General features: G+C 73.5%; 15 protein-coding genes and 1 pseudogene. 6 read left to right on the top strand and 10 right to left on the bottom strand.

The features are described 5' to 3' along the window. Window positions 1-25: 25 nt before the first annotated feature. The 3 genes and pseudogenes from BLU95_RS16685 to BLU95_RS16675 all read right to left on the bottom strand — a co-directional run bounded on the left by BLU95_RS16685 (window position 26) and on the right by BLU95_RS16675 (window position 6,355). Window positions 26-1,903: a SpoIIE family protein phosphatase gene (locus BLU95_RS16685; protein ID WP_093860721.1), complete on the bottom strand. Its 1,878-nt coding sequence runs from the start codon at window positions 1,901-1,903 to the stop codon at window positions 26-28. A 110-nt stretch (window positions 1,904-2,013) separates the two neighbouring features. After that, window positions 2,014-2,741 (bottom strand): annotated as a pseudogene (locus BLU95_RS16680) (class I SAM-dependent methyltransferase). Between the two features lie 647 nt (window positions 2,742-3,388). Beyond that, window positions 3,389-6,355, bottom strand: a complete 2,967-nt coding sequence (locus BLU95_RS16675; protein WP_159424907.1) for an AfsR/SARP family transcriptional regulator — start codon at window positions 6,353-6,355, stop codon at window positions 3,389-3,391. 217 nt (window positions 6,356-6,572) lie between these two features. On the opposite strand from BLU95_RS16675, the gene BLU95_RS42300 reads away from it, so the two are divergent. Further along, a complete protein-coding gene (locus tag BLU95_RS42300) occupies window positions 6,573-6,830 on the top strand; it encodes a hypothetical protein (protein WP_159424906.1) in 258 nt (85 codons plus the stop codon). 491 nt (window positions 6,831-7,321) lie between these two features. On the opposite strand, the gene BLU95_RS16670 is transcribed toward BLU95_RS42300, so the two are convergent. Further along, window positions 7,322-7,609 (bottom strand): hypothetical protein, encoded by a 288-nt coding sequence (locus tag BLU95_RS16670; protein ID WP_093860719.1) that lies wholly within the window; start codon window positions 7,607-7,609, stop codon window positions 7,322-7,324. 219 nt (window positions 7,610-7,828) lie between these two features. Between BLU95_RS16670 and BLU95_RS16665 the strand changes: the two genes are divergently transcribed. Next, complete coding sequence (locus BLU95_RS16665) at window positions 7,829-8,590, top strand: GntR family transcriptional regulator (protein WP_093860718.1); 762 nt, start codon at window positions 7,829-7,831, stop codon at window positions 8,588-8,590. A gap of 145 nt (window positions 8,591-8,735) precedes the next feature. Here the strand turns inward: BLU95_RS16665 and BLU95_RS16660 are convergent, their stop codons facing one another. Then, the gene (locus BLU95_RS16660) at window positions 8,736-10,403 is read right to left on the bottom strand and encodes a fumarate hydratase (protein WP_093860717.1); all 1,668 of its coding nucleotides are present in this window, start codon (window positions 10,401-10,403) and stop codon (window positions 8,736-8,738) included. A 252-nt stretch (window positions 10,404-10,655) separates the two neighbouring features. Between BLU95_RS16660 and BLU95_RS16655 the strand changes: the two genes are divergently transcribed. Both BLU95_RS16655 and BLU95_RS16650 read left to right on the top strand, forming a co-directional pair. After that, window positions 10,656-11,351: a DUF1707 SHOCT-like domain-containing protein gene (locus BLU95_RS16655; RefSeq protein WP_231978779.1), complete on the top strand. Its 696-nt coding sequence runs from the start codon at window positions 10,656-10,658 to the stop codon at window positions 11,349-11,351. A 441-nt stretch (window positions 11,352-11,792) separates the two neighbouring features. Then, window positions 11,793-12,131, top strand: coding sequence for a WhiB family transcriptional regulator (locus BLU95_RS16650; protein ID WP_093864922.1), 339 nt, complete (start codon window positions 11,793-11,795; stop codon window positions 12,129-12,131). A gap of 175 nt (window positions 12,132-12,306) precedes the next feature. On the opposite strand, the gene glpX is transcribed toward BLU95_RS16650, so the two are convergent. Continuing rightward, window positions 12,307-13,347, bottom strand: coding sequence for a class II fructose-bisphosphatase (gene glpX / locus BLU95_RS16645; RefSeq protein WP_093860716.1), 1,041 nt, complete (start codon window positions 13,345-13,347; stop codon window positions 12,307-12,309). A 214-nt stretch (window positions 13,348-13,561) separates the two neighbouring features. Between glpX and BLU95_RS16640 the strand changes: the two genes are divergently transcribed. After that, complete coding sequence (locus BLU95_RS16640; protein ID WP_231978600.1) at window positions 13,562-14,098, top strand: DUF4245 domain-containing protein; 537 nt, start codon at window positions 13,562-13,564, stop codon at window positions 14,096-14,098. A 196-nt stretch (window positions 14,099-14,294) separates the two neighbouring features. Here the strand turns inward: BLU95_RS16640 and BLU95_RS16635 are convergent, their stop codons facing one another. The 4 genes from BLU95_RS16635 to BLU95_RS16620 all read right to left on the bottom strand — a co-directional run bounded on the left by BLU95_RS16635 (window position 14,295) and on the right by BLU95_RS16620 (window position 17,989). Next, window positions 14,295-14,894 carry a malonic semialdehyde reductase gene (locus BLU95_RS16635; RefSeq protein ID WP_093860714.1) on the bottom strand — a complete coding sequence of 200 codons (600 nt, stop codon included), beginning with the start codon at window positions 14,892-14,894 and terminating at the stop codon, window positions 14,295-14,297. 126 nt (window positions 14,895-15,020) lie between these two features. Next, window positions 15,021-15,284, bottom strand: a complete 264-nt coding sequence (locus tag BLU95_RS16630) for an exodeoxyribonuclease VII small subunit (protein ID WP_093860713.1) — start codon at window positions 15,282-15,284, stop codon at window positions 15,021-15,023. A 46-nt stretch (window positions 15,285-15,330) separates the two neighbouring features. Continuing rightward, entirely contained in the window at window positions 15,331-16,608 is a 1,278-nt protein-coding gene (gene xseA / locus BLU95_RS16625; protein WP_093860712.1) for an exodeoxyribonuclease VII large subunit, read from the bottom strand. Between the two features lie 10 nt (window positions 16,609-16,618). Next, window positions 16,619-17,989 carry an APC family permease gene (locus BLU95_RS16620; RefSeq protein ID WP_093860711.1) on the bottom strand — a complete coding sequence of 457 codons (1,371 nt, stop codon included), beginning with the start codon at window positions 17,987-17,989 and terminating at the stop codon, window positions 16,619-16,621. A gap of 87 nt (window positions 17,990-18,076) precedes the next feature. Between BLU95_RS16620 and BLU95_RS16615 the strand changes: the two genes are divergently transcribed. After that, window positions 18,077-19,054 carry a 4-hydroxy-3-methylbut-2-enyl diphosphate reductase gene (locus BLU95_RS16615; RefSeq protein WP_093860710.1) on the top strand — a complete coding sequence of 326 codons (978 nt, stop codon included), beginning with the start codon at window positions 18,077-18,079 and terminating at the stop codon, window positions 19,052-19,054. Window positions 19,055-19,170: the final 116 nt, after the last annotated feature.

The following is a 19,170-nucleotide window of genomic DNA, read 5'->3' as shown; positions in this document are numbered from 1 at the left end:
GTGCTGCCGGGGCGGCCCCCGTCCGTCACGGCAGCCGCTGCTCGAACCAGACCACCTTGCCGGTGCCCAGCCGGGTCGCTCCCCAGCGTTCGGCGCACCGGGCCACGATCTGCAGGCCCCGTCCGCGCTCGTCCTCCGGCCCGGTCCGGCGCGGCCGGGGCAGCAGCGGGCTGTCGTCCCCGACCTCGCAGCGCAGCCGGGTGGTGCGGACCAGGCTCAGCGTCACCGGGCGGGTGGCGTGCTGGACGGCGTTGGTGACCAGCTCGCTGACCATCAGCTCGGTCGCCTCGGTGAGTTCCTCCAGCCCCCAGCGGCGCAGGGTGTGCGCGGCGAGCCTGCGTGCCCGCCCCGGCGTCTCGTTGCGCGGCTGGAGGTACCAGTGCGCGACGTCCCCGGCCGGGATGCCGTCGAAGCAGGCGGCCAGCAGGGCGATGTCGTCGCCGCGGTCCCCCGGCGGCAGGATCCGCAGCGCCTCCTGGCAGAGGTGCTCGGGTGCGTGCCGCAGGGTGCCCGACAGCCGGGCGCGGAGCAGTTCCAGACCGTCGCTGAGCGGCCGGCTGCGGGTCTCCACCAGACCGTCGGTGAACAGCAGCAGGGCCGAACCCGGCGGCGCGGGCAGTTCGACGGAGGAGAAGTCCACCCCGCCGACGCCGATCGGCGCCCCGGCCTCCAGGTCGAGCAGTTCGGCCGTGCCGTCCGGCTGGACGAGCACCGGTGGCACGTGGCCGGCGTTGGCGAGCACCACCCGGTTGGCGATCGGGTCGTAGACGGCGTAGACGCAGGTCGCCAGGTGCTGTTCCCGGCCGAGCCGCTGGGCCTGCTCGTCCAGGTGGTAGAGCACCTCGTGCGGCGGCAGGTCGAGCGCGGCCAGGGTCTGCGCGCTGGTGCGCAGCTGGCCCATGATGGCGGCCGAGGTGAGCGAGTGGCCCATCACGTCGCCGACGATCAGCGCCACCCGGTTGCCGGGCAGCGGTACCGCGTCGTACCAGTCGCCGCCGACCTGGGCGCCGCGCTCCCCGGGCAGGTAGCGCTGGGCGAGCCGGACGCCGTGCGGCTGGGGCAGGCGCAGCGGCAGCATGCTGCGCTGGAGCTCGTTGGCTATCTCCCACTCGCGGGCGTACCGCAGCGCGGTGTCCACGGCCAGCCCGGCCTGGGTGGCGAGGTGGGTGGCGGTGGCGGTGTCGGCGGCGTCGAAGCCCGGCCGGCCGCTCTTGTCCTGCGGGCGCCGGATCAGCACCAGCAGGCCGAGCACGGCCTTGCGGCCGCGCAGCGGCAGGGCGAGCACCGAGGTGCCGGGGCTGAGCCTGGCCAGGCCCCGGGCGCCGTACAGCTCGCGCAGCAGCTCGGTGGTGCGGGCGCTGCCGCTGTCCTCGGCGGATCCGAGCACGAACGGTTCGGCGGGGCGCCGGCTGAGCAGGGTGTGCGCGAGCGCGCCGCCGCGGGTGACCGGGGTGGCCGGGCCGGGGTCGGCGGTGGAACGCGCGCCGTACCGGCTGCCGTAGCGGTCCCCGTAGCGGTCGCGCTGGTCGTCGCCTGCCGGGCGGCCGCGTCGGCCCAGCCGGGTGCCCTGGCTGTGGTGGATCCGCAGTTGCTCGGGGAAGCCGGGCTCGCGTTCGACGTTGGGCAGCGGGTCGCGCAGATGGACGACGGCGGCGTCGGCGAGGGCGGGGACCAGGACCCGACCGACGTTGCGCAGGGTGGCGGCCAGGTCGAGCGCGCTGTTGATCCGCCGGGTCGCGGAGTCGAGGTAGGCGAGGCGCTCGGCGACCCGGTCCGGCGGCCCGGGCAACTGCTCCGGCTGCCGGCCGCCGGCCGGGGCCGGTGGTGGCGGGGGTGACGGCGGTCGGCGCGGGATGGGCAGGGCAGGCGGCTGTCCGGCCTCGGGTTTGAGCTGGTCGCGCACGGGTGCCTGTCCTGGGATCGGTACGGTCTGGGGCCTGTTGCTGCTCTGTGGTGTGCGGTCGTGCTCCGGTCCGCCGGCGCCGCCGGGGTCCGGCGGGTGCCGACCGGCCGTCAGCCGACCCGCCGACAGCGGAGGAAGAGCTGCTCCTCCGGCGGCAGGGTGGTGCTGGCCGGCGCGTACGGACGCCCCTCCTGCTCCTCGATCACGAACCCGGCGTCCAGCAGGACCCGTTCGAGATCCTCCCGCAGGTACCCGCTGATCCGCAGCTCCCGCCCGAGGAAGGGCAGCGGAACGTGGTCCAGGTCCGCCTCGACCATACCCAGCGCCAGCAGTCCGCCGGGACGCAGCAGGGCGCGCAGCCGGGCCAGCACGGTCGGGATCTCGTCCTGGGGAGGAGGATCAGGGAGAAGAACGCGGTGACGGCGTCGAAGGTGCCCCGCCCGGCGGGCCCGAGCTCCGGCAGGTTCCAGGCCGAGTCGGCGCGTTCGGTCGCGAGGTCGTACATGTCGATCCGGTGCAGGGCCGGGGGGTGCGGGCCGGGGTGGTGGGCCTCCCGGGCCAGGGTCAGCATGACGTCCGACAGGTCGACGGCGGTGACCCGTGTCCCGGCCGCGACCAGCTGGCGGACGGTCGGTTCGCCGCTGCCGCAGCCGACGTCCAGCACCCGGGCACCCGGCTCCAGCCGGGCCAGCAGCCGGCGCCCGCAGGCCAGCTGACCGTGCTTGGAGGGGAACGCCTCCGCGTAACCGGTGCCGATCGTGTCGAAGGCGACCGCCTGCAGGGCGCGTGCGGCCCGGCGGCGCAGGACGTCGGGACCGCCGCCCGCGTCCTCGTCGATGGGGAACGGATCCGATATCTGTCCGGTCGTCACGATTGAGAGGCACCTTTCGGCCGGGCCTCCGGTCGGCCGGTCGAGGCGCGAGGCAGGACCGCCGTCTCCTCCCGGCGCCCGCGCTGCCCCGCCGGCCCGCTGCCGGTGGCGGTACGTCACGCTCCCCGCGTCACACTGACTGCATTGCCACGCTGACTGCACTCTGACACTTTGCACAGACTCTTTGCACAGGGACACTCTGCACTGCGGGAGCGCCGCCGCGCTGCCTTTTGCCGGATGCTCCACCGGAGAAGTGCACTTGTGTGTGTACTGGAATCCGAGAATATGCGTGATCACTCCGCCGTGGGGTCCGTTTTCGGCCAACTCGTGGCGGTTGGCCGACAGGACCCCCCTCCCCGGAAGCACGCGGCGCGGGCGGAGGGGGTGCGTCCGGGGCGCGCACGCCGCGCGGCGGGCCGATGCGACCCCGCTGACCTGCGAGAACGTCGGCCCGAGGGCCGGCAATCCGACGTTTATCGAACGTCAATCGGCCCAGTGCACAGTGGAGTCCAGCGCCGGGGAAGCGTTGAAGGTGCTCCCGCAGCCGGGGGGCTGCGGGAGCACCGAACGCTCACGGGGAGGACCCCAGGGGGGAAGTACGGGGGAACGGGGCCCTACGGCGCGGGGGGAGGGAAGGGCTCGGTGTGCTGCTGGGAGATGAGGTCCGCCACGGGGGAGGCCTCGGGCACACCGAGCCGCGTGAAGACGGCGTGCGCCTCGCGCAGGCACGCCAGTCCGCGTGCCGGCTGGGCGAGGCCGAGCAGCGCCTCGCCCAGTGCGGCGTTCGCCAGGCCCTGGCAGTAGGCGGAGTCCATCTCCAGCCCGATCGCCAGCGACTCCTCGGCCGTCTCCGCCGCCTCGGCCTGCTGGCCGGCGGAGAGCAGGGAGGAGGACAGCCGGGCGAGGGTGTAGCCCTCCCAGAGCGGGTTCTGCTGGGCCTGGTACAGCTTGTGCGCTTCCCGCAGATGGTCGACCGCCTCGCCGGACGCGAGGACGACACCGAGCTGGTACAGCGTGTCGGCCAGGCACGGGCCGTTCTTGGAGGCCCGCGCGGCCGCCACCGCCTCACTGGCGGAGCTGACGGCGACGTCGGTCATCCCCAGCCGCTGCTGGACGCGGGCGATGTTGCTGATGAGTCTGGCCTCGCCGATCGGCGCGCCGACCACCCGGCTGATCGCGAGCGCCTGCTCGAAGAACGGCAGCGCCTCGGCGGGGCGGTTGCCGATGCTCAGGATGATGCCGAGGGTGTTGGTGGCGGCGGAACGGAGGACCGTCATGTCGCCGCTGGTCTGGAACTCCAGGCTCCGCCGCAGCGAACGCTCCGCGCCCTGGAAGTCGTTGGTGACGGACTGCAGGGTGCCGATCGCGAAGTGCACCCGCGCGAGTCCGGCGGTGTCCTCGGTCGCCTGGGCGTTGCGGTCCGCCACTTCCAGGATCGAGCGGACCCGGGGCCCCTGGGTGGGGTCGGCACCGAGGCTGTACAGCAGGATCAACAGGTCCACCGCGGGCCGTCGCAGCTCGCTCGGCCCGCAGACCGCGGTCTCCACCGAGCTGAGCAGGACGGCGTTCTCGGTCCGGAGCCACTCCCGGGCGGCGTCGCTGGTCGGCAGGGGCAGTCCGGGACCGTCCGGCGGACTCAGCGGCTCGGGCAGCTGGTCGTCGGGTTCGATCGCCCGGGCGGCGTTGTACATGGTGGGCAGCAGCAGGTTCAGCAGCCGCCGCACCGCGGCGTGCTGCTGCTCCGTGTCGCCGGCCCGTTCGTTCCGGCGCTGCGCGTAGAGCCGCAGCAGGTCGTGGTACCGGTAGCGGCCCGGGGTGAAGCACTCCAGCATGTTGGCCTCGACGAGCGCCTCGGCGACGTCCTCGGCCGTCCGCTCGTCGGTGCCCAGCAGCGCGGCGGCCGCGGCCAGCGGGAAGTCGGGCGAATCGATCAGCGCGAGCAGGCGGAAGGCCCGGGCCTCGGTGGGGGACAGCTGTCCGTACCCGAGCCCGATGGTGGTCTCCACGGCGAGGTTGCCGAGCTGCAGCTCGTCCAGGCGCCGCCGTTGATCGGCTAACCGACGGGCCAGGTCCGAGACGCTCCACCGGGGGCGGCTGGCGAGCCGGGCGGCGGCGATGCGGACGGCCAGCGGCAGGAAGCCGCAGGCCGTCACCACGGCCATGGCGGCCTCGGGCTCGGCGGCGATCCGCTGCTCGCCGACGATCGTGGAGAAGAGGGCCAGCGCCTCCTCCGGGGTCAGCTCCTCGACGTCCACCAGGTGTGCGCCGGGGATGCCGGCCAGCCGGGAGCGGCTGGTGGCGAGCACCGCGCAACTGGAGACCCCGGGGATCAGCGGACGGATCTGCTCGGCGTCCTGGGCGTTGTCGAGCAGGATCAGCATCCGCCGGCTGGCGAGCAGCGACCGGTAGAGGGCGGCGCGCTGCTCCAGCGAGTCGGGGTTCTCGGTGACGCCGAGCGCGTGCAGGAAGTCGCCGAGCACCACGGCCGGGTCGGCCGGTGAGGCGCCCGCGCCGCGGAGGTCGACGTAGAGCTGCCCGTCCGGGAACTCCGTGCGGACCCGGTGGGCGACGTGCACGGCGAGGGTCGTCTTGCCGACGCCACCGATGCCGGCCAGCGAAGTGACCACCACGGCCTGGCCGGTGGCGCTCATCAGGACGGCCGACAGGTCGGCCACCATCTCCGCCCGGCCGCTGAAGTCGGAGACGTCGGCCGGGAGTTGGGCCGGTGCCGGCGGGGGCGCCGGGTTCTCCTCCCGGGCGGTGGGCGTCGGCGCGGGGGCTGCCGGGAGCACCAGCGCCGGGTCCGCGGCGAGGATCCGGGAGTGCATCGCGGAGAGGCCGGTGCCCGGTTCGACGCCCAGCTCGTCGATCAGCAGCTTCCGGGTGTCGGTGTAGACGCCGAGCGCCTCCGCCTGCCGGCCGCAGCGGTACAGCGCGAGCATCAGCAGTTCGCGCAGCCGCTCGCGCAGCGGGTGTTCGGCGGTGAGCGCGTTCAGCTCGCCGACCACCTCGGCGTGCAGGCCGATGTCGAGCGCGACCGCGCAGCGCTCCTCGGCCACCGAGACCTGGCGCTCGGCGAGCCGCAGCCGCTGGGAGTCCGCGTACGGGCCGGGGACACCGGTGAGCGGCCGGCCGGCGAACAGCGCCAGCGAGCGCACCAGCAACTGGTGGGCGTTGTCGAGGTCCCCTGCGCCGCGGGCGGTCGCGGCCTCGACGGCGAGGTTCTCGAAGACGATGACGTCGAGGGCCTCGGCCGGGATGTGCAGGGCGTAGCCGTCGGCGACCGAGACCAGGAACTCGGCGGGCCGGCGCACCTCGCGGCGGGGCTCGATGACCGTGCGCAGCCGGGAGACGTAGGTCCGCAGTGCGGCGACGGCCTGGGTGGGCGGCCGGTCGCCCCAGAGCCCGTCGACGAGGTCCTGGGTGGTGACCGGGCGGCCGGCGTGCAGCAGGAGCATGGTCAGGACGGCCTGCTGCTGCGGGGAGCCGAGGGCGAGTTGCCTGCCGTCGAGCCAGGCCTGGACCGGACCGAGTACCTGGAAGCGCAGCGCCGGAGCAGGCGGCGTCTCCCGAAACTCCATGTAGTCCCCCGATGGCCTGGTGTCGATTTCCCGGTAGGGCGCTCGGCGGTTCCGCCGTTGTGGTGGCTTCAGCTTAGGCGGGGGGCCGACTCTGCCGGACGGCACGGTCAGCCGCACGATGTTTATCGGACATTTAATCAACCCTACGATACTGACTCCGTGCCCGCGCCGAACCGGTGGGGCACACGACATTTGATGACCGAAAGGCGGCCCGCCCATGGCCAACAACGAGAGCGCGACCCCCGTGTCGACCGAGCCGGCCGTCGAGGCCGTCGCCGGCCAGGCCGTCGAGGGCGCGATCGCGGCGACCCCGGACCCGGCCGAGTACGCCGAGCCCAGCGCCGACCACAAGGCCGACCTGCTGGACGACGAGTTCGGCGACGAAGGCCAGTACATCGTGGAGGCCGCGAAGGCCGACGGTGCCGAGCCCGGCCAGAAGCGCGAGCCGCAGGGCATCATCGCCGCGCACCCGTAAGCGCGTCGATCAGCAGTTCCGGGGGGAACATCCGTGAAGCACTTCCGTCGCCTCGCGGTCGTCGCCGTCTCGACGATCGTGGTGACCACCGGCTACCTCGTGACCGCCACCGGCGCTTCCGCCGGAATCATCGCCGGTCACCCGTAGTCCCACAGGCCACCCGAGCGCCCCGCGTCCCGCCACCGGCGGTGCGGGGCGTTCGCGCGTCGGGCCACCGGCGGCCCCTCGCTCCGCGGGGCGGGATTCCCGGGGGCAATTCGGTACTGATACCGGCGGAAACCGCCCATGTGTATACGAGTCGATCCGGGTGTTGTCGCGTTCACGAGTTGTACCGCTGCGGCCGCCGGAGCCTTTGCCGAGAATGTCGGCAATTGCCGCCGGCACATGTCCGCACGACCCTCCCCGAGGGCCGGCCGCCACGGCGGCGAGCGGTCCGCGCGCGGACCCGGTGGCCGGAATTCGCCGCCGGGGTTGCCCCGCCGGGCGAAGGGTCAGGCCGCGTGGGCGGGGGCGGTCGCCGTCGGGTCGGCGCGCCCGGCGGGTCTGCTCGGGTCGACGGGGTCGGCGTCGGCGGCGCCGGCGCTCCCGGCCCCGGCCGGACCGGCCGGGCCGACGTGTTCGGGGCGGGCGGTCCACTCGCAACCGCCCTCGGGCGGGCGGAGGTAGTGCTCCCCGCCGATGGTGTCCATGTAGATGCCGGTGCGTCCGGTCCTGCTGTCGAGGACGGATTCCCCCACGCGCGGCCGGTAGGCCGCGGCGGCGCGCTTTCGGATGCTCACCGCGCTGCTCCTTGCTGCTCCGGTGCGGGCGCGGCGACGGTGGTGGCCGGCCCTGGTCGCTGTCGTGGCTTGGCTTCTGGTTCGGCTCTGCTCGGCGACTACCCAGCATCTCTAGAGAAGCTAATATCTCTAGAGATGTCAACGGTCCAGCCGGTCCTATCGGCTTACCGGCGGCCGCGGGCGCGCCTACGATTTCCGAGAGGGACGAGGGAGAAGGCGATGGTCGGCAGCAGCAGCGGCGAGAAGCAGCCCAAGTACCAACGGATCGCCGACACGCTGAAGGCGGCCATCGACGCCGGCGAGTACCGGGCGGGCGACCGGCTGCCCGGCGAGAACGACCTCATGGACGTCTACGGCGTGGCCAGGATGACCGCCCGTCAGGCACTCGGCGTGCTGCAGAGCGAGGGCATCGCCGAGGCCCGCCGCGGGGCCGGGGTGTTCGTGCGGGACTTCCGGCCGCTGCGCCGGCGCGGGATCCAGCGGCTCGCCCAGGGCCAGTGGGGCTCGGGCCGGTCGATATGGTCGGCCGACATCGACAACCGCACCCTGGTCGTCGACCAGGTGTCGGTCACCGAGCGGGGCGCGCCGGAGCACGTGGCCCGGGTGCTCGGCGTCGACCCGGGAGAGCCGATGTGCGTGCGGCACCGGCGCTTCGTCCTGGACGGCAAACCGGTGCTGCTGTCGACCTCGTACCTGCCCGCGGGACTCGTGGCCGGTACCGCGATCACCCGTGAGGACACCGGCCCGGGCGGGACCTACGCCCGGCTGGCCGAGATCGGCGCCAAGCCGGTGCACTTCCGCGAGGAGGTCCGCTCCCGGATGCCGGCCGCCGAGGAGACCGTCCGGCTGGAGCTCTCCGCCGGCACCCCGGTGATCCTCATCTGCCGGACCGCCTTCGCCGACGAGGGCCAGGTCGTCGAGCTGAACGAGATGATCCTGGACGCGGCTTCCTACGTCCTGGAGTACGACTTCGACGCCTGATGCCTGACGCCTGACGTCTGATGCCTGACGCGCGATGTCGAGCCGGACGCGGACGCGCCACCGCCCCGGGCGCGGCGCGGGCGGCGGCCGGGGCGGTGGGTCGGGCGGGAGCGTCGGGGGCCGGCGGGCCCGCCCCCGGCGGGCGCTACTCCTTGGAGCGGACCCGCAGGCTGGTGATCAGCGGGCCCTCGGTGGTCTCGCGGAAGAAGTCGTTGCCCTTGTCGTCGACCACGATGAAGGCCGGGAAGTCCTCGACCTCGATCCGCCAGACCGCCTCCATGCCCAGCTCGGCGTACTCCAGGACCTCGACCTTCTTGATGCAGTCCTGGGCGAGGCGGGCCGCCGGGCCGCCGATGGAGCCGAGGTAGAAGCCGCCGTGCGCGGCGCAGGCGTCGGTGACCTGCTTGGAGCGGTTGCCCTTGGCGAGCATGACCATGGAGCCGCCGGCGGCCTGGAACTGGTCGACGTAGGAGTCCATCCGGCCGGCCGTGGTGGGGCCGAAGGAGCCGGAGGCGAAGCCCTCGGGGGTCTTGGCCGGGCCGGCGTAGTAGACCGGGTGGTCCTGGAGGTACTTGGGCATGCCCTCGCCGGCGTCCAGGCGCTCCTTGATCTTGGCGTGCGCGATGTCGCGCGCGACGACCAGGGTGCCGGTGAGCGAGAGCCGGGTCTTCACCGGGTACTTGGAGAGCTCGGCGCGGATCGCGGACATCGGCTGGTCGAGGTCGATCCGCACCACGTCGTCGTCGAGGTGGTCGTCGGTGGTGTCCGGCAGGTACTTGGCCGGGTCGGTCTCCAGCTGCTCCAGGAAGACGCCCTCGGCGGTGATCTTGCCCAGGGCCTGGCGGTCGGCGGAGCAGGAGACGGCCATCGCGACGGGCAGCGAGGCGCCGTGGCGGGGCAGCCGGACCACGCGCACGTCGTGGCAGAAGTACTTGCCGCCGAACTGGGCGCCGATGCCGATCTTCTGGGTCAGCTCGGTGACCTTGGCCTCCAGTTCGAGGTCCCGGAAGCCGTGGCCGGTCTTCGCGTCGCCGGAGGTCGGCAGCTGGTCCAGGTAGTGCGCGGACGCGTACTTGGCGGTCTTCAGCGCGAACTCCGCGCTGGTGCCGCCGATCACGATGGCCAGGTGGTACGGCGGGCAGGCGGCGGTGCCCAGCGAGCGGATCTTCTGCTCCAGGAACGAGAGCATGCTGGCCTCGTTCAGGATGGCCTTGGTCTCCTGGTACAGGTACGACTTGTTGGCCGAGCCGCCGCCCTTGGCCATGAAGAGGAACTTGTAGGCGTCGCGGTCGGTGGCGTACAGCTCGATCTGGGCCGGCAGGTTGTTGCCGGTGTTCTTCTCGTCCCACATGGTCACCGGGGCCATCTGGGAGTACCGCAGGTTGAGCTTCGTGTAGGCGTCGAAGACGCCGCGGGCGATCGCGGACTCGTCGCCGCCGGACGTCAGCACGTTCTGGCCGCGCTTGCCCATGACGATCGCGGTGCCGGTGTCCTGGCACATCGGCAGGATGCCGCCGGCCGAGATGTTGACGTTCTTCAGCAGGTCCAGCGCGACGAAGCGGTCGTTGGGGCTGGCCTCCGGGTCGTCCAGGATGCGGCGCAGCTGGGCGAGGTGGGCCGGCCGGAGGTAGTGCGAGATGTCGTGCATCGCCTCGGCGGTGAGCAGCCGCAGGGCCTCCGGCTCGACCTGGAGGAAGGTCCGGCCGCCGGCCTCGAAGGTGGAGACACCCTCGGACGTGAGCTTGCGGTAGGGGGTCGGGTCAGCGCCCAGGGGAAGAAGGTCGCTGTACTCGAAGTCCGGCGTGGGAGCCATGGGGGCGGTCCTTAGATGTCCAGTGTTGCCAGTGTTCCGGCTGCGTCGGCGAAGCACCCTGGAGGGCGAAAGCACCCTCAAGGGTAGGACGCGCGGGAATCGCCCACGAGGGAAGGTCAGCCTGCGTGACCGGGGTCACCCGCCGGTGGGGGAGGGGCTTGCCCGGTTGACTAGGCTGGGCCCGTGGAGAACTCGCCGTCGAAGGACCCGCAGGACCAGCGGATGGACGATCAGGGCCGGGGGGCCGTACCGATGACCAAGTCCGGGGCGACGCCGCCCGCCCGAGCCGAGCACGCCCCGGTGGCGGAGGCCGAGATCCGCGCCTCGGACGCCGACCGCGAACGAGTGGCGGAGCTGCTGCGCGACGCCTACGCCGAGGGGCGCCTGGACGTCGAGGAGCACGCCGAGCGGATCGAGGCGGCGTACGCGGCCAAGACCCTGGGGGACCTCGTGCCGCTGACCCGGGACCTCCCGGTGCACCGCGGGATCTCCTTCGAGAAGTCGCCGTCGGGCGATCCGGCGGCGACCCCGCGGCCGGACGGCCCGGTGCGGCTGCCGGCCCGCAACGAGGCGCCGACCATGCTGGCGGTCTTCGGCGGCTCGTCCCGCAAGGGCCGCTGGCGGGTGGGGTCGAACCTGCGCGCGGTGGCGATCTTCGGCGGGGTCGAGATCGACCTGACGGACGCCGTGTTCGAGTCGCCCGAGGTGGTGATCGACGTGGTGGCGATCTTCGGCGGAGTGGAGATCAAGGTGCCGGAGAACGTCAGCCTGCACGGCGGCGGTGTCGGCATCTTCGGCGGTTTCGACGTCAAGGAGCAGACCGCGGCGGACCCGTACGCGCCGGTGGTGCGGGTCAAGGGCACCGCGGTGTTCGGCGGTTGCGAGGCCAAGCCGCGCCGGGGCAAGAAGCTCAAGGAGTGGGTGCGCAAGCAGCTCGGCGCCGACTGAGCCCGCGGGCCCGGCGGCCGGACGGAACGGTCCGGCGGTCCGCCGCGGCGCATTCGGAACGGGGGACTCCGCCGCTCGGCGGCCGGTCCGGTGCCCGGCCGGGGACAACTCCCGGCCGGGCACTCGTCGTTGTGTCGGGTGCACGCTGTAGTCGGTTGCGTGCAGTGTGCATGAATCCCGGCGCCGTGGGGTAGTTCCTCTGGCACATCGCTTCTTGTACGGCTGCGTACCGGAGGCGGCCTGAGGCCGGCCCGGGTGTGAACGGGGACCCCGCAGCCGGGCAGGGGAGCGAGCTTCCCCGTGTCCGAGAGCCTCGTCAGGAGTACGGCCGTGCTGCATCCGATCGAGCCCCGCACCACCTCGTCCGCCGTCCCGTCGCCGGCCGCCCCGTCGCCGGTCGCGCGGCCGTCCGTCGCCGCCTCGCCCGCGGCCGCGGCGCAGTTGCTGGAGCGGCCCCCGGCGCAGCCGGCGGGCGAGGACAGCCCGTGGCACACCGCCGCGGCCTGCCGGCGGGACGAGGTGGGCCTGTTCTTCGCGCCCTCCAAGGAGCCGACCGCGGCCCGGTTGTCGCGCGAGGAGCAGGCGAAGCAGGTCTGTGCCCGCTGCCCGGTGCTGCTGGCCTGCCGCGAGCACGCGTTGGCGCAGCCGGAGCCCTACGGGGTCTGGGGCGGGCTGACGGCGGCCGAGCGCCGGGTGGTGCTGGCGCGCCGCCGCCGGCGGGACGTCGAGCTGTGCGAGCCGGTCCGGGTGCCGGGGGCGAGGGGCCGGATCGCGGGGTGATCCCCGGCACCGGGCCGGGGGCTCCGGCGCCCGGACCGGCACCCGCCCGGCAGGCGCCCGGTCACGCCCGCGGCCTCGGCGAAGGGGGATTTCGCCGAGGCCGCGGGTTCGTCGTGTGCTGCGGTGGTGCCGCCGTGGTCCGCGCCGCCGATGGGCGGCCCGGTCACGGGGTGGTTCAGTTGGCGCGGTCGAAGTCGATCGCGCTGTAGGCCCGCAGCTTGGACAGCCGGTGGGTGGCGTGCACCTCGCGGATGGTGCCGCTCTTGGAGCGCATGACCAGCGAGCTGGTGGTGGCGGTCTCCTGGCGGTAGTGCACACCGCGCAGCAGTTCGCCGTCGGTGATGCCGGTGGCGACGAAGAACACGTTCTCGCCGCTGACCAGGTCGTCGGTGCTGAGCACCCGGTCGAGGTCGTGCCCGGCGTCGACGGCCTTCTGCCGCTCGGCGTCGTCCTTGGGCCAGAGCCGGCCCTGGATCACGCCGCCCATGCACTTCATCGCGCAGGCGGCGATGATGCCCTCGGGGGTGCCGCCGATGCCCATGAGCAGGTCGACGCCGGTGCCTTCGCGGGCGGCCATGATGGCTCCGGCGACGTCGCCGTCGGAGATGTACTTGATCCGGGCGCCGGCCTCGCGGATGTCCCGGATCAGGCCCTCGTGGCGCGGGCGGTCCAGGACGACGACGGTGACGTCCTCGACGGCGATGCCCTTGGCCTTGGCGACCCGGCGGATGTTGACGGCCGGCGGGGCGGTGATGTCGACGAAGTCGGCGGCCTCCGGCCCGGTGACCAGCTTGTCCATGTAGAACACGGCGCTCGGGTCGAACATGGTGCCGCGGTCGGCGACCGCCAGGACGGCCACCGCGTTGTTCATGCCCTTGGCCGTGAGGGTGGTGCCGTCGACGGGGTCCACCGCGACGTCGCACTCGGCGCCGGTGCCGTCGCCGACCCGTTCGCCGTTGTAGAGCATCGGAGCCTCGTCCTTCTCCCCTTCGCCGATGACGACGACGCCGTTCATCGAGACGGTGGAGACGAGGGTGCGCATGGCCCGGACGGCGGCGCCGTCGGCGCCGTTCTTGTCGCCACGGCCGACCCAGCGGCCGGCGGCGAGCGCCGCGGCCTCGGTCACCCGGACGAGTTCGAGCGCGAGGTTCCGGTCGGGAGCCTCGGGCGCGACCTCCAGGGAGCTGGGGAGGTTGTGCGGGTACTGCGTGGTCATCGTCGTTACCTCTCTGTACGCGACGGCCAGTGAGCGCCCGACTACTGCCTGGTCGAACGCCGTGGTGAGGGTGTTGCGATCGTATCTGCCCACGACATGACTGTCTGTGGCGCGGGTCCCTCCACGGGCCGACGGGGGCGGCTTTCGCCCTCCGCGCGCCGACGCGGCCACCCCGGGTGCGGGCGATCGTGTCGGCATGAGTCACCATGTGGGGGTGGCTGGAGAGAGCAAGGGCATGAGGGGCCGGCAGACCGTACGGGACATGGTCCTGTCGATGCTGGCCGTCGGCGTCGTGGTCTGGGTCGGGTACCTGTTCCTGCCGCACGACGCGGACGGCGACGGGGTGCGCCCGGTCGACTACAGGGTGGCCGCGGCCAGCGCCAAGCGCGCCGCGCCGTACCCGCTGCTGGTCCCGGACGGCCTGTCGCCGAAGTGGCGGGCCACCTCGGTGACGTACAACGCGGCGGCGACCAACAACGGCAAGGGCAACGCCTGGCACCTGGGCTTCGTCACCCCCTCGGGCCAGTACGCGGCCGTGGAGCAGAGCGACATCGCGCGTGACGACGTGCTCAAGGCGACGGTGGCCGGCGGCAAGCCGGACGGCACCGAGGACATCGCCGGGCAGACCTGGGAGCGGGTGCAGGGCCCCAAGGCACGGGCGATCACGGTGCAGACCGGCGGCGCCACCACCGTACTGACCGGCACCGCCTCCTACGAGGAGCTGGCGGAGCTGGCACGGGCGCTGAAGTAGTCCGGTTCCCGCCCCCGGAGCGGAGTTCTCCGCTCCGGGGGCGGCCGGGCAGGGACGCCGAAGGGCCCCGCACGCGGTGCGTGCGGGGCCCTCGTGCCGTCCGGGCCCGGGCCGGCGGTGATCCGGGTGTGCCGGTTCGGGCGGTGCCGGCCCGGACGGCGGTGGCCCGGGCGGTGGTGGCCCGGGCGGTGCCGACTCAGACGGTGGTGACGACCTCGTCGTAGGCCAGTCGCGGCGAGCGCGGGTACCAGGCGTTCTCGCCCGGCTTGCCGATGTTCACCACGGCCAGCACCGAGTGCTCGCCGTCGGTGAAGAACTCCTTGTTGATGCCCTCGGCGTCGTAGCCGGTCATCGGGCCGGCGGCCAGGCCGGCGGCGCGCACGCCGATGATGAAGTAGCCGGCCTGCAGGGCGCCGTTCATCGCGGCCGAGGCCTCGCGGACCGGGCGCTCGGCGAAGTAGCTCTTGGCGGCCGGGAAGTGCGGGAAGACGGTCGGCAGCTCCTCGTGGAACTCGTTGTCCACGGCGAGGATCGCGGTCAGCGGGGCGGCGGCGGTCTTGGCCTTGTTGCCCTCGCCGAGGTGCTGGACCAGGCGCTCGCGGCCCTCGGCCGAGCGCACCAGGACGACGCGCAGCGGCTGCTGGTTCATCGCCGTCGGGCCGAACTTGACCAGCTCGTAGATGGCCTGGACCTGCTCGTCGGAGACCGGCTCGTCGGTGAAGGAGTTGGCCGTGCGGGCCTCGCGGAACAGCAGGTCCTGGGCGGCGGCGTCGAGAACCAGGGCGTCGGTGGTCATGTCAGTACACCTCGGGGGAGGAAGAAGCTGGGGGGTCGTCTTTGTTGCGGTGACCGGCCGCAGCCGGTCAGACGTTCCCAACATGGGTGAACATTCAACTGTTCCCCGTGCCGCACGTGACCTGCGTCACCCCTGCGGCGGAGCGCCCTCCTCGGCGGCCAGCGCGGCGTCCAGCCGGGCCCGCGCGCCGTCCAGCCAGCGCTGGCACACCTTCGCCAGCTGCTCGCCGCGCTCCCACAGGGCCAGCGACTCCTCCAGCGAGGTGCCGCCGTTCTCCAGCTGCCGGACCACCTCCAGCAGCGCGTCCCGGGCGTGCTCGTACCCCAGCGCGTCGTCCGCGGTCGGCGTCTCCACGGCCGCTGCCGCCGTGCTCTGCTCCTCGTCTGCCATGGGAGCCAGCGTAGGGGGCCGGACCGACAGCGCGCCCCGCCCGTCGCTACCGGCCCGCCGTGCCGCCGGCCGCCGCGCCGCCGTCGACCGGGCCGCCGGCCGCCGCTTCCCGTCCGCCGCCGTCCGCGGTGACGTCGAAGCCGCCGCCCGCCACCCGGGCGTGCAGCCCCTCGCCCGCCGCGACCTGCGCCGGATCGGTCACCACCGTGCCGTCCCGCCGCTGCAGCACCGCGTACCCGCGCTCCAGGGTGGCCGCCGGGGAGAGCGCGACCACCCGGGCCAGGGTGTGCCCGAGATCGCTCTGCGCGTGCTCCAGCCGGTGGTTCAGGGTGCGCCGGGAGCGCTCCAGCAGCCCGGCCACCTCCTGGCCCCGCCCGTCCAGCATCCGCTGCGGCGCGGCCAGCACCGGCCGGCTGCGCACCCCGTCCAGCCCGTGCCGCTCCCGCTCCACCCGGGCCAGCACGTACCGCCGCGCCCGGTCCCGCAGCTGCCGGACCTTCGCCAGCTCCTCCCCGACGTCCGGAACCACCCGTTTGGCGGCATCGGTGGGCGTGGAGGCGCGCAGATCGGCGACGAAGTCCAGCAGCGGCTGGTCCGGCTCGTGCCCGATCGCGCTCACCACCGGCGTCCGCGCGGCCGCGACCAGCCGGACCAGGCCCTCGTCCGAGAACGGCAGCAGGTCCTCGACGCTGCCGCCGCCCCGGGCCACCACGATCACGTCCACCTCGGGGTGCTCGTCCAGCTCCCGGACGGCCTCGCTCACCCGCTCCACCGCGCTGACGCCCTGCACCGGGACGTTGCGGATCTCGAAGCGGACGGCGGGCCAGCGCCGCCTGGCGTTCTCCAGGACGTCCCGCTCCGCCGCCGAGCCGCGCCCGGTGACCAGCCCGACGCACTGCGGCAGGAACGGCAGCGGCTTCTTGCGGTCCGCCGCGAACAGGCCCTCGCCCGCCAGCCGCCGCTTCAGCTGCTCCAGCCGGGCCAGCAGCTCGCCCAGGCCGACCAGCCGGATCTCCGAGGCCCGCAGCGAGAGCTGGCCGCGCGCCGCGTACCACTCCGGCTTCGCGTGCACGATCACCCGCGCGCCCTCCTGCACCGCGTCCGCGACCTGGTCGAAGACGGAGCGGAAGCACGTCACCGTCAGCGAGACGTCCGCCTGCGGGTCGCGCAGCGTCAGGAACACCACGCCCGCCCCCGGCCGCCGGCTGAGCTGGGTGATCTGTCCCTCCACCCAGATCGCGCCGAGCCGGTCGATCCAGCCGCCGATCAGCGCGGAGACCTTACCGACCGGGAGCGGCGCTTCGGGGGAGCTGGGGTTGGCCATGCCTACGAGACTAGCGACGCCCGCCGACAGCGGAACCGCTCCGGACGGCCACCACCAGCAGGCCGACCGCCAGCCAGACCAGCCCCACCACCTGCGCCGAACCGGCCGCCTCGGCCACCACCGCGCCGATCACCAGCACGCCCAGCACCGGCACCACCAGGTGTCGGCCCCAGTCGCGCGAGCCGTGCCGCACCACGTACCAGCCCACCACCGAGGCGTGCAGCAGGGTGAAGGCGGTGAGCGCGCCGATGTCCACCACCGAGGTCAGCCGGTCCAGCCCGTCGTCCCGGTCCGCCGCCCAGACCGCCGCCACCAGGGTGATCGCCGCCGACACCAGCAGCGCCCGGCGCGGCACCGCCGAACCGGGGTCGACCGCGCCGAGGAAGCGCGGCAGCCGCCCGTCCCGGCCCATCGCGAAGAGCAGCCGGCCGGCCGCCGCCTGCCCGGCCAGGGCGGCGAAGGCCGCGCCGACCGCCTTGCTCGCCGCGACCAGCACGTGCAGCCAGTGCCCGACCGAGTCCTCCACCGTGTCGTAGAACGCGGACCCCTGCGCCGCCGGGTCCGCCGCCAGCTGCCCCGGCGAGAGCGGTTCCAGCAGCGCCGCCAGCCAGGTCTGCGCCACGAACAGCAGACCGGACAGCACCAGGCACCACAGCACCGCCCGCGCCACCGCCGCCGAGGCGCCGACGGCCTCCTCGACGAAGGTGGCGATCGCGTCGAAGCCCAGGTAGGACAGCACCGCCACGGAGACCGCCGAGAGCACGGCGGACGCGGAGAAGCCGCCGACCGCCGTGAACGGCGTCGCCCAGCCGCGCTGCGCGCCGTCCCGCACCAGCACCACCACGGCCGCGACCACGAACACCGCCAGCACCGCGAGCTCCGCCACCAGCACCACGAGGCCCACCACCGCCGCCGTCCGCACCCCCGCCAGGTTCAGCGCCGTGGTCACCAGCACCGCGAGCGCCGTCCACACCCAGCGCGGGACGTCCGGCACCAGCGAGTGCAGCGCGATCCCGGAGAACAGGTAGGCCACCGCCGGGATCAGCAGGTAGTCCAGCAGCGCCATCCAGCCGGCCAGGAAGCCCGCCCCCTCGCCGAGCCCGGCCCGCGCGTAGGCGTACACCGAACCGGTCCGCGGCACCGCCCGCACCATCTGCGCGTACGAGAGCGCGGTGAAGCCCATCGCCGCGGTGGCCACCAGGTAGACCGCGGCGACCGCGCCGTGGCTCTTGGCGTCGAGCACCCCGAACACGCCGACCGGCGCCATCGGCGCGATGAACAGCAGCCCGTAGACCACCAGGTCGCGGACGCCGAGGCTGCGCCGCAGCTCGCCGCGGGGTCCGTCGTCGTCGGGCCCGTCCGGCCCGGCTCGCTCGCTCATAGCTTCCACATTTGAGCACCCGCGACCGGTTCCGACGGGAACGCGACTCCCGTCGGCGCGGCTCCGCTCCGCCCGTACGATGGAGCCATGTCCTCCAACACCGCGCAGCGCCGTGTCCTGCTCGCCGCCCCCCGGGGCTACTGCGCGGGCGTCGACCGCGCCGTGATCGCCGTTGAGAAGGCCCTGGAGCAGTACGGGGCGCCCATCTACGTCCGCAAGCAGATCGTCCACAACAAGTACGTGGTGCAGACCCTGGAGAAGAAGGGCGCGATCTTCGTCGACGAGACGGAGGAGGTGCCCGAGGGCTCGATCGTGGTCTTCTCGGCCCACGGCGTCGCGCCGTCGGTGCACGACGAGGCGCGGGCCGGCAAGCTCGCCACCGTCGACGCCACCTGCCCGCTGGTGACCAAGGTGCACAAGGAGGCCGTGCGCTTCGCCGACGAGGGCTACGACATCCTGCTGGTGGGCCACGAGGGCCACGAGGAGGTCATCGGGACCATGGGCGAGGCGCCGGACCGGATCCACCTGGTCGACGGCGCCGAGGACGTCGCCAAGGTGCAGGTGCGCGACGAGTCCAAGGTGGTCTGGCTCTCCCAGACCACCCTGTCGGTGGACGAGACCATGGCCACCGTCGGCGAGCTGAAGCAGCGCTTCCCGCTGCTGGTCAGCCCGCCCAGCGACGACATCTGCTACGCCACCCAGAACCGCCAGGTGGCGGTCAAGCAGATGGCCCCGGAGACGGACCTGCTGATCGTGGTCGGCTCCAAGAACTCCTCCAACTCCGTCCGCCTGGTCGAGGTCGGCCTGGAGTACGGCGCCAAGGCCGCCCACCTGGTGGACTTCGCCGACGAGATCCGCGAGGAGTGGCTGGCCGGCGTCACCACGGTCGGCCTGACCAGTGGCGCCTCGGTGCCGGAGGTCCTGGTCGACGGCGTGCTGGAGTGGCTGGCCGCCCGCGGCTACGACGAGGTCTCCACGGTCAAGACCGCCGAGGAGCACCTGACCTTCTCGCTGCCCAAGGAGCTCCGCCGCGACCTGCGCGCCGAGGCCGCGGGCAAGCTGTAACGCACCTGAGCCCGGGGGAGGGCCCGGTACCCGACGGGGTGCCGGGCCCTCCGCTGTGCGGGGCCCGGCGGGCTCTCGTAAGTTGTGGACAGTCAGGCACGGTCATGCACAGCCTG

Origin of the sequence: Streptomyces sp. TLI_053 (assembly GCF_900105395.1) — a bacterium.
GTDB lineage: Bacteria > Actinomycetota > Actinomycetes > Streptomycetales > Streptomycetaceae > Kitasatospora.
Note: the sequence above shows the minus strand (reverse complement) of the source record. Positions and strands in the feature narration are given on the sequence as shown.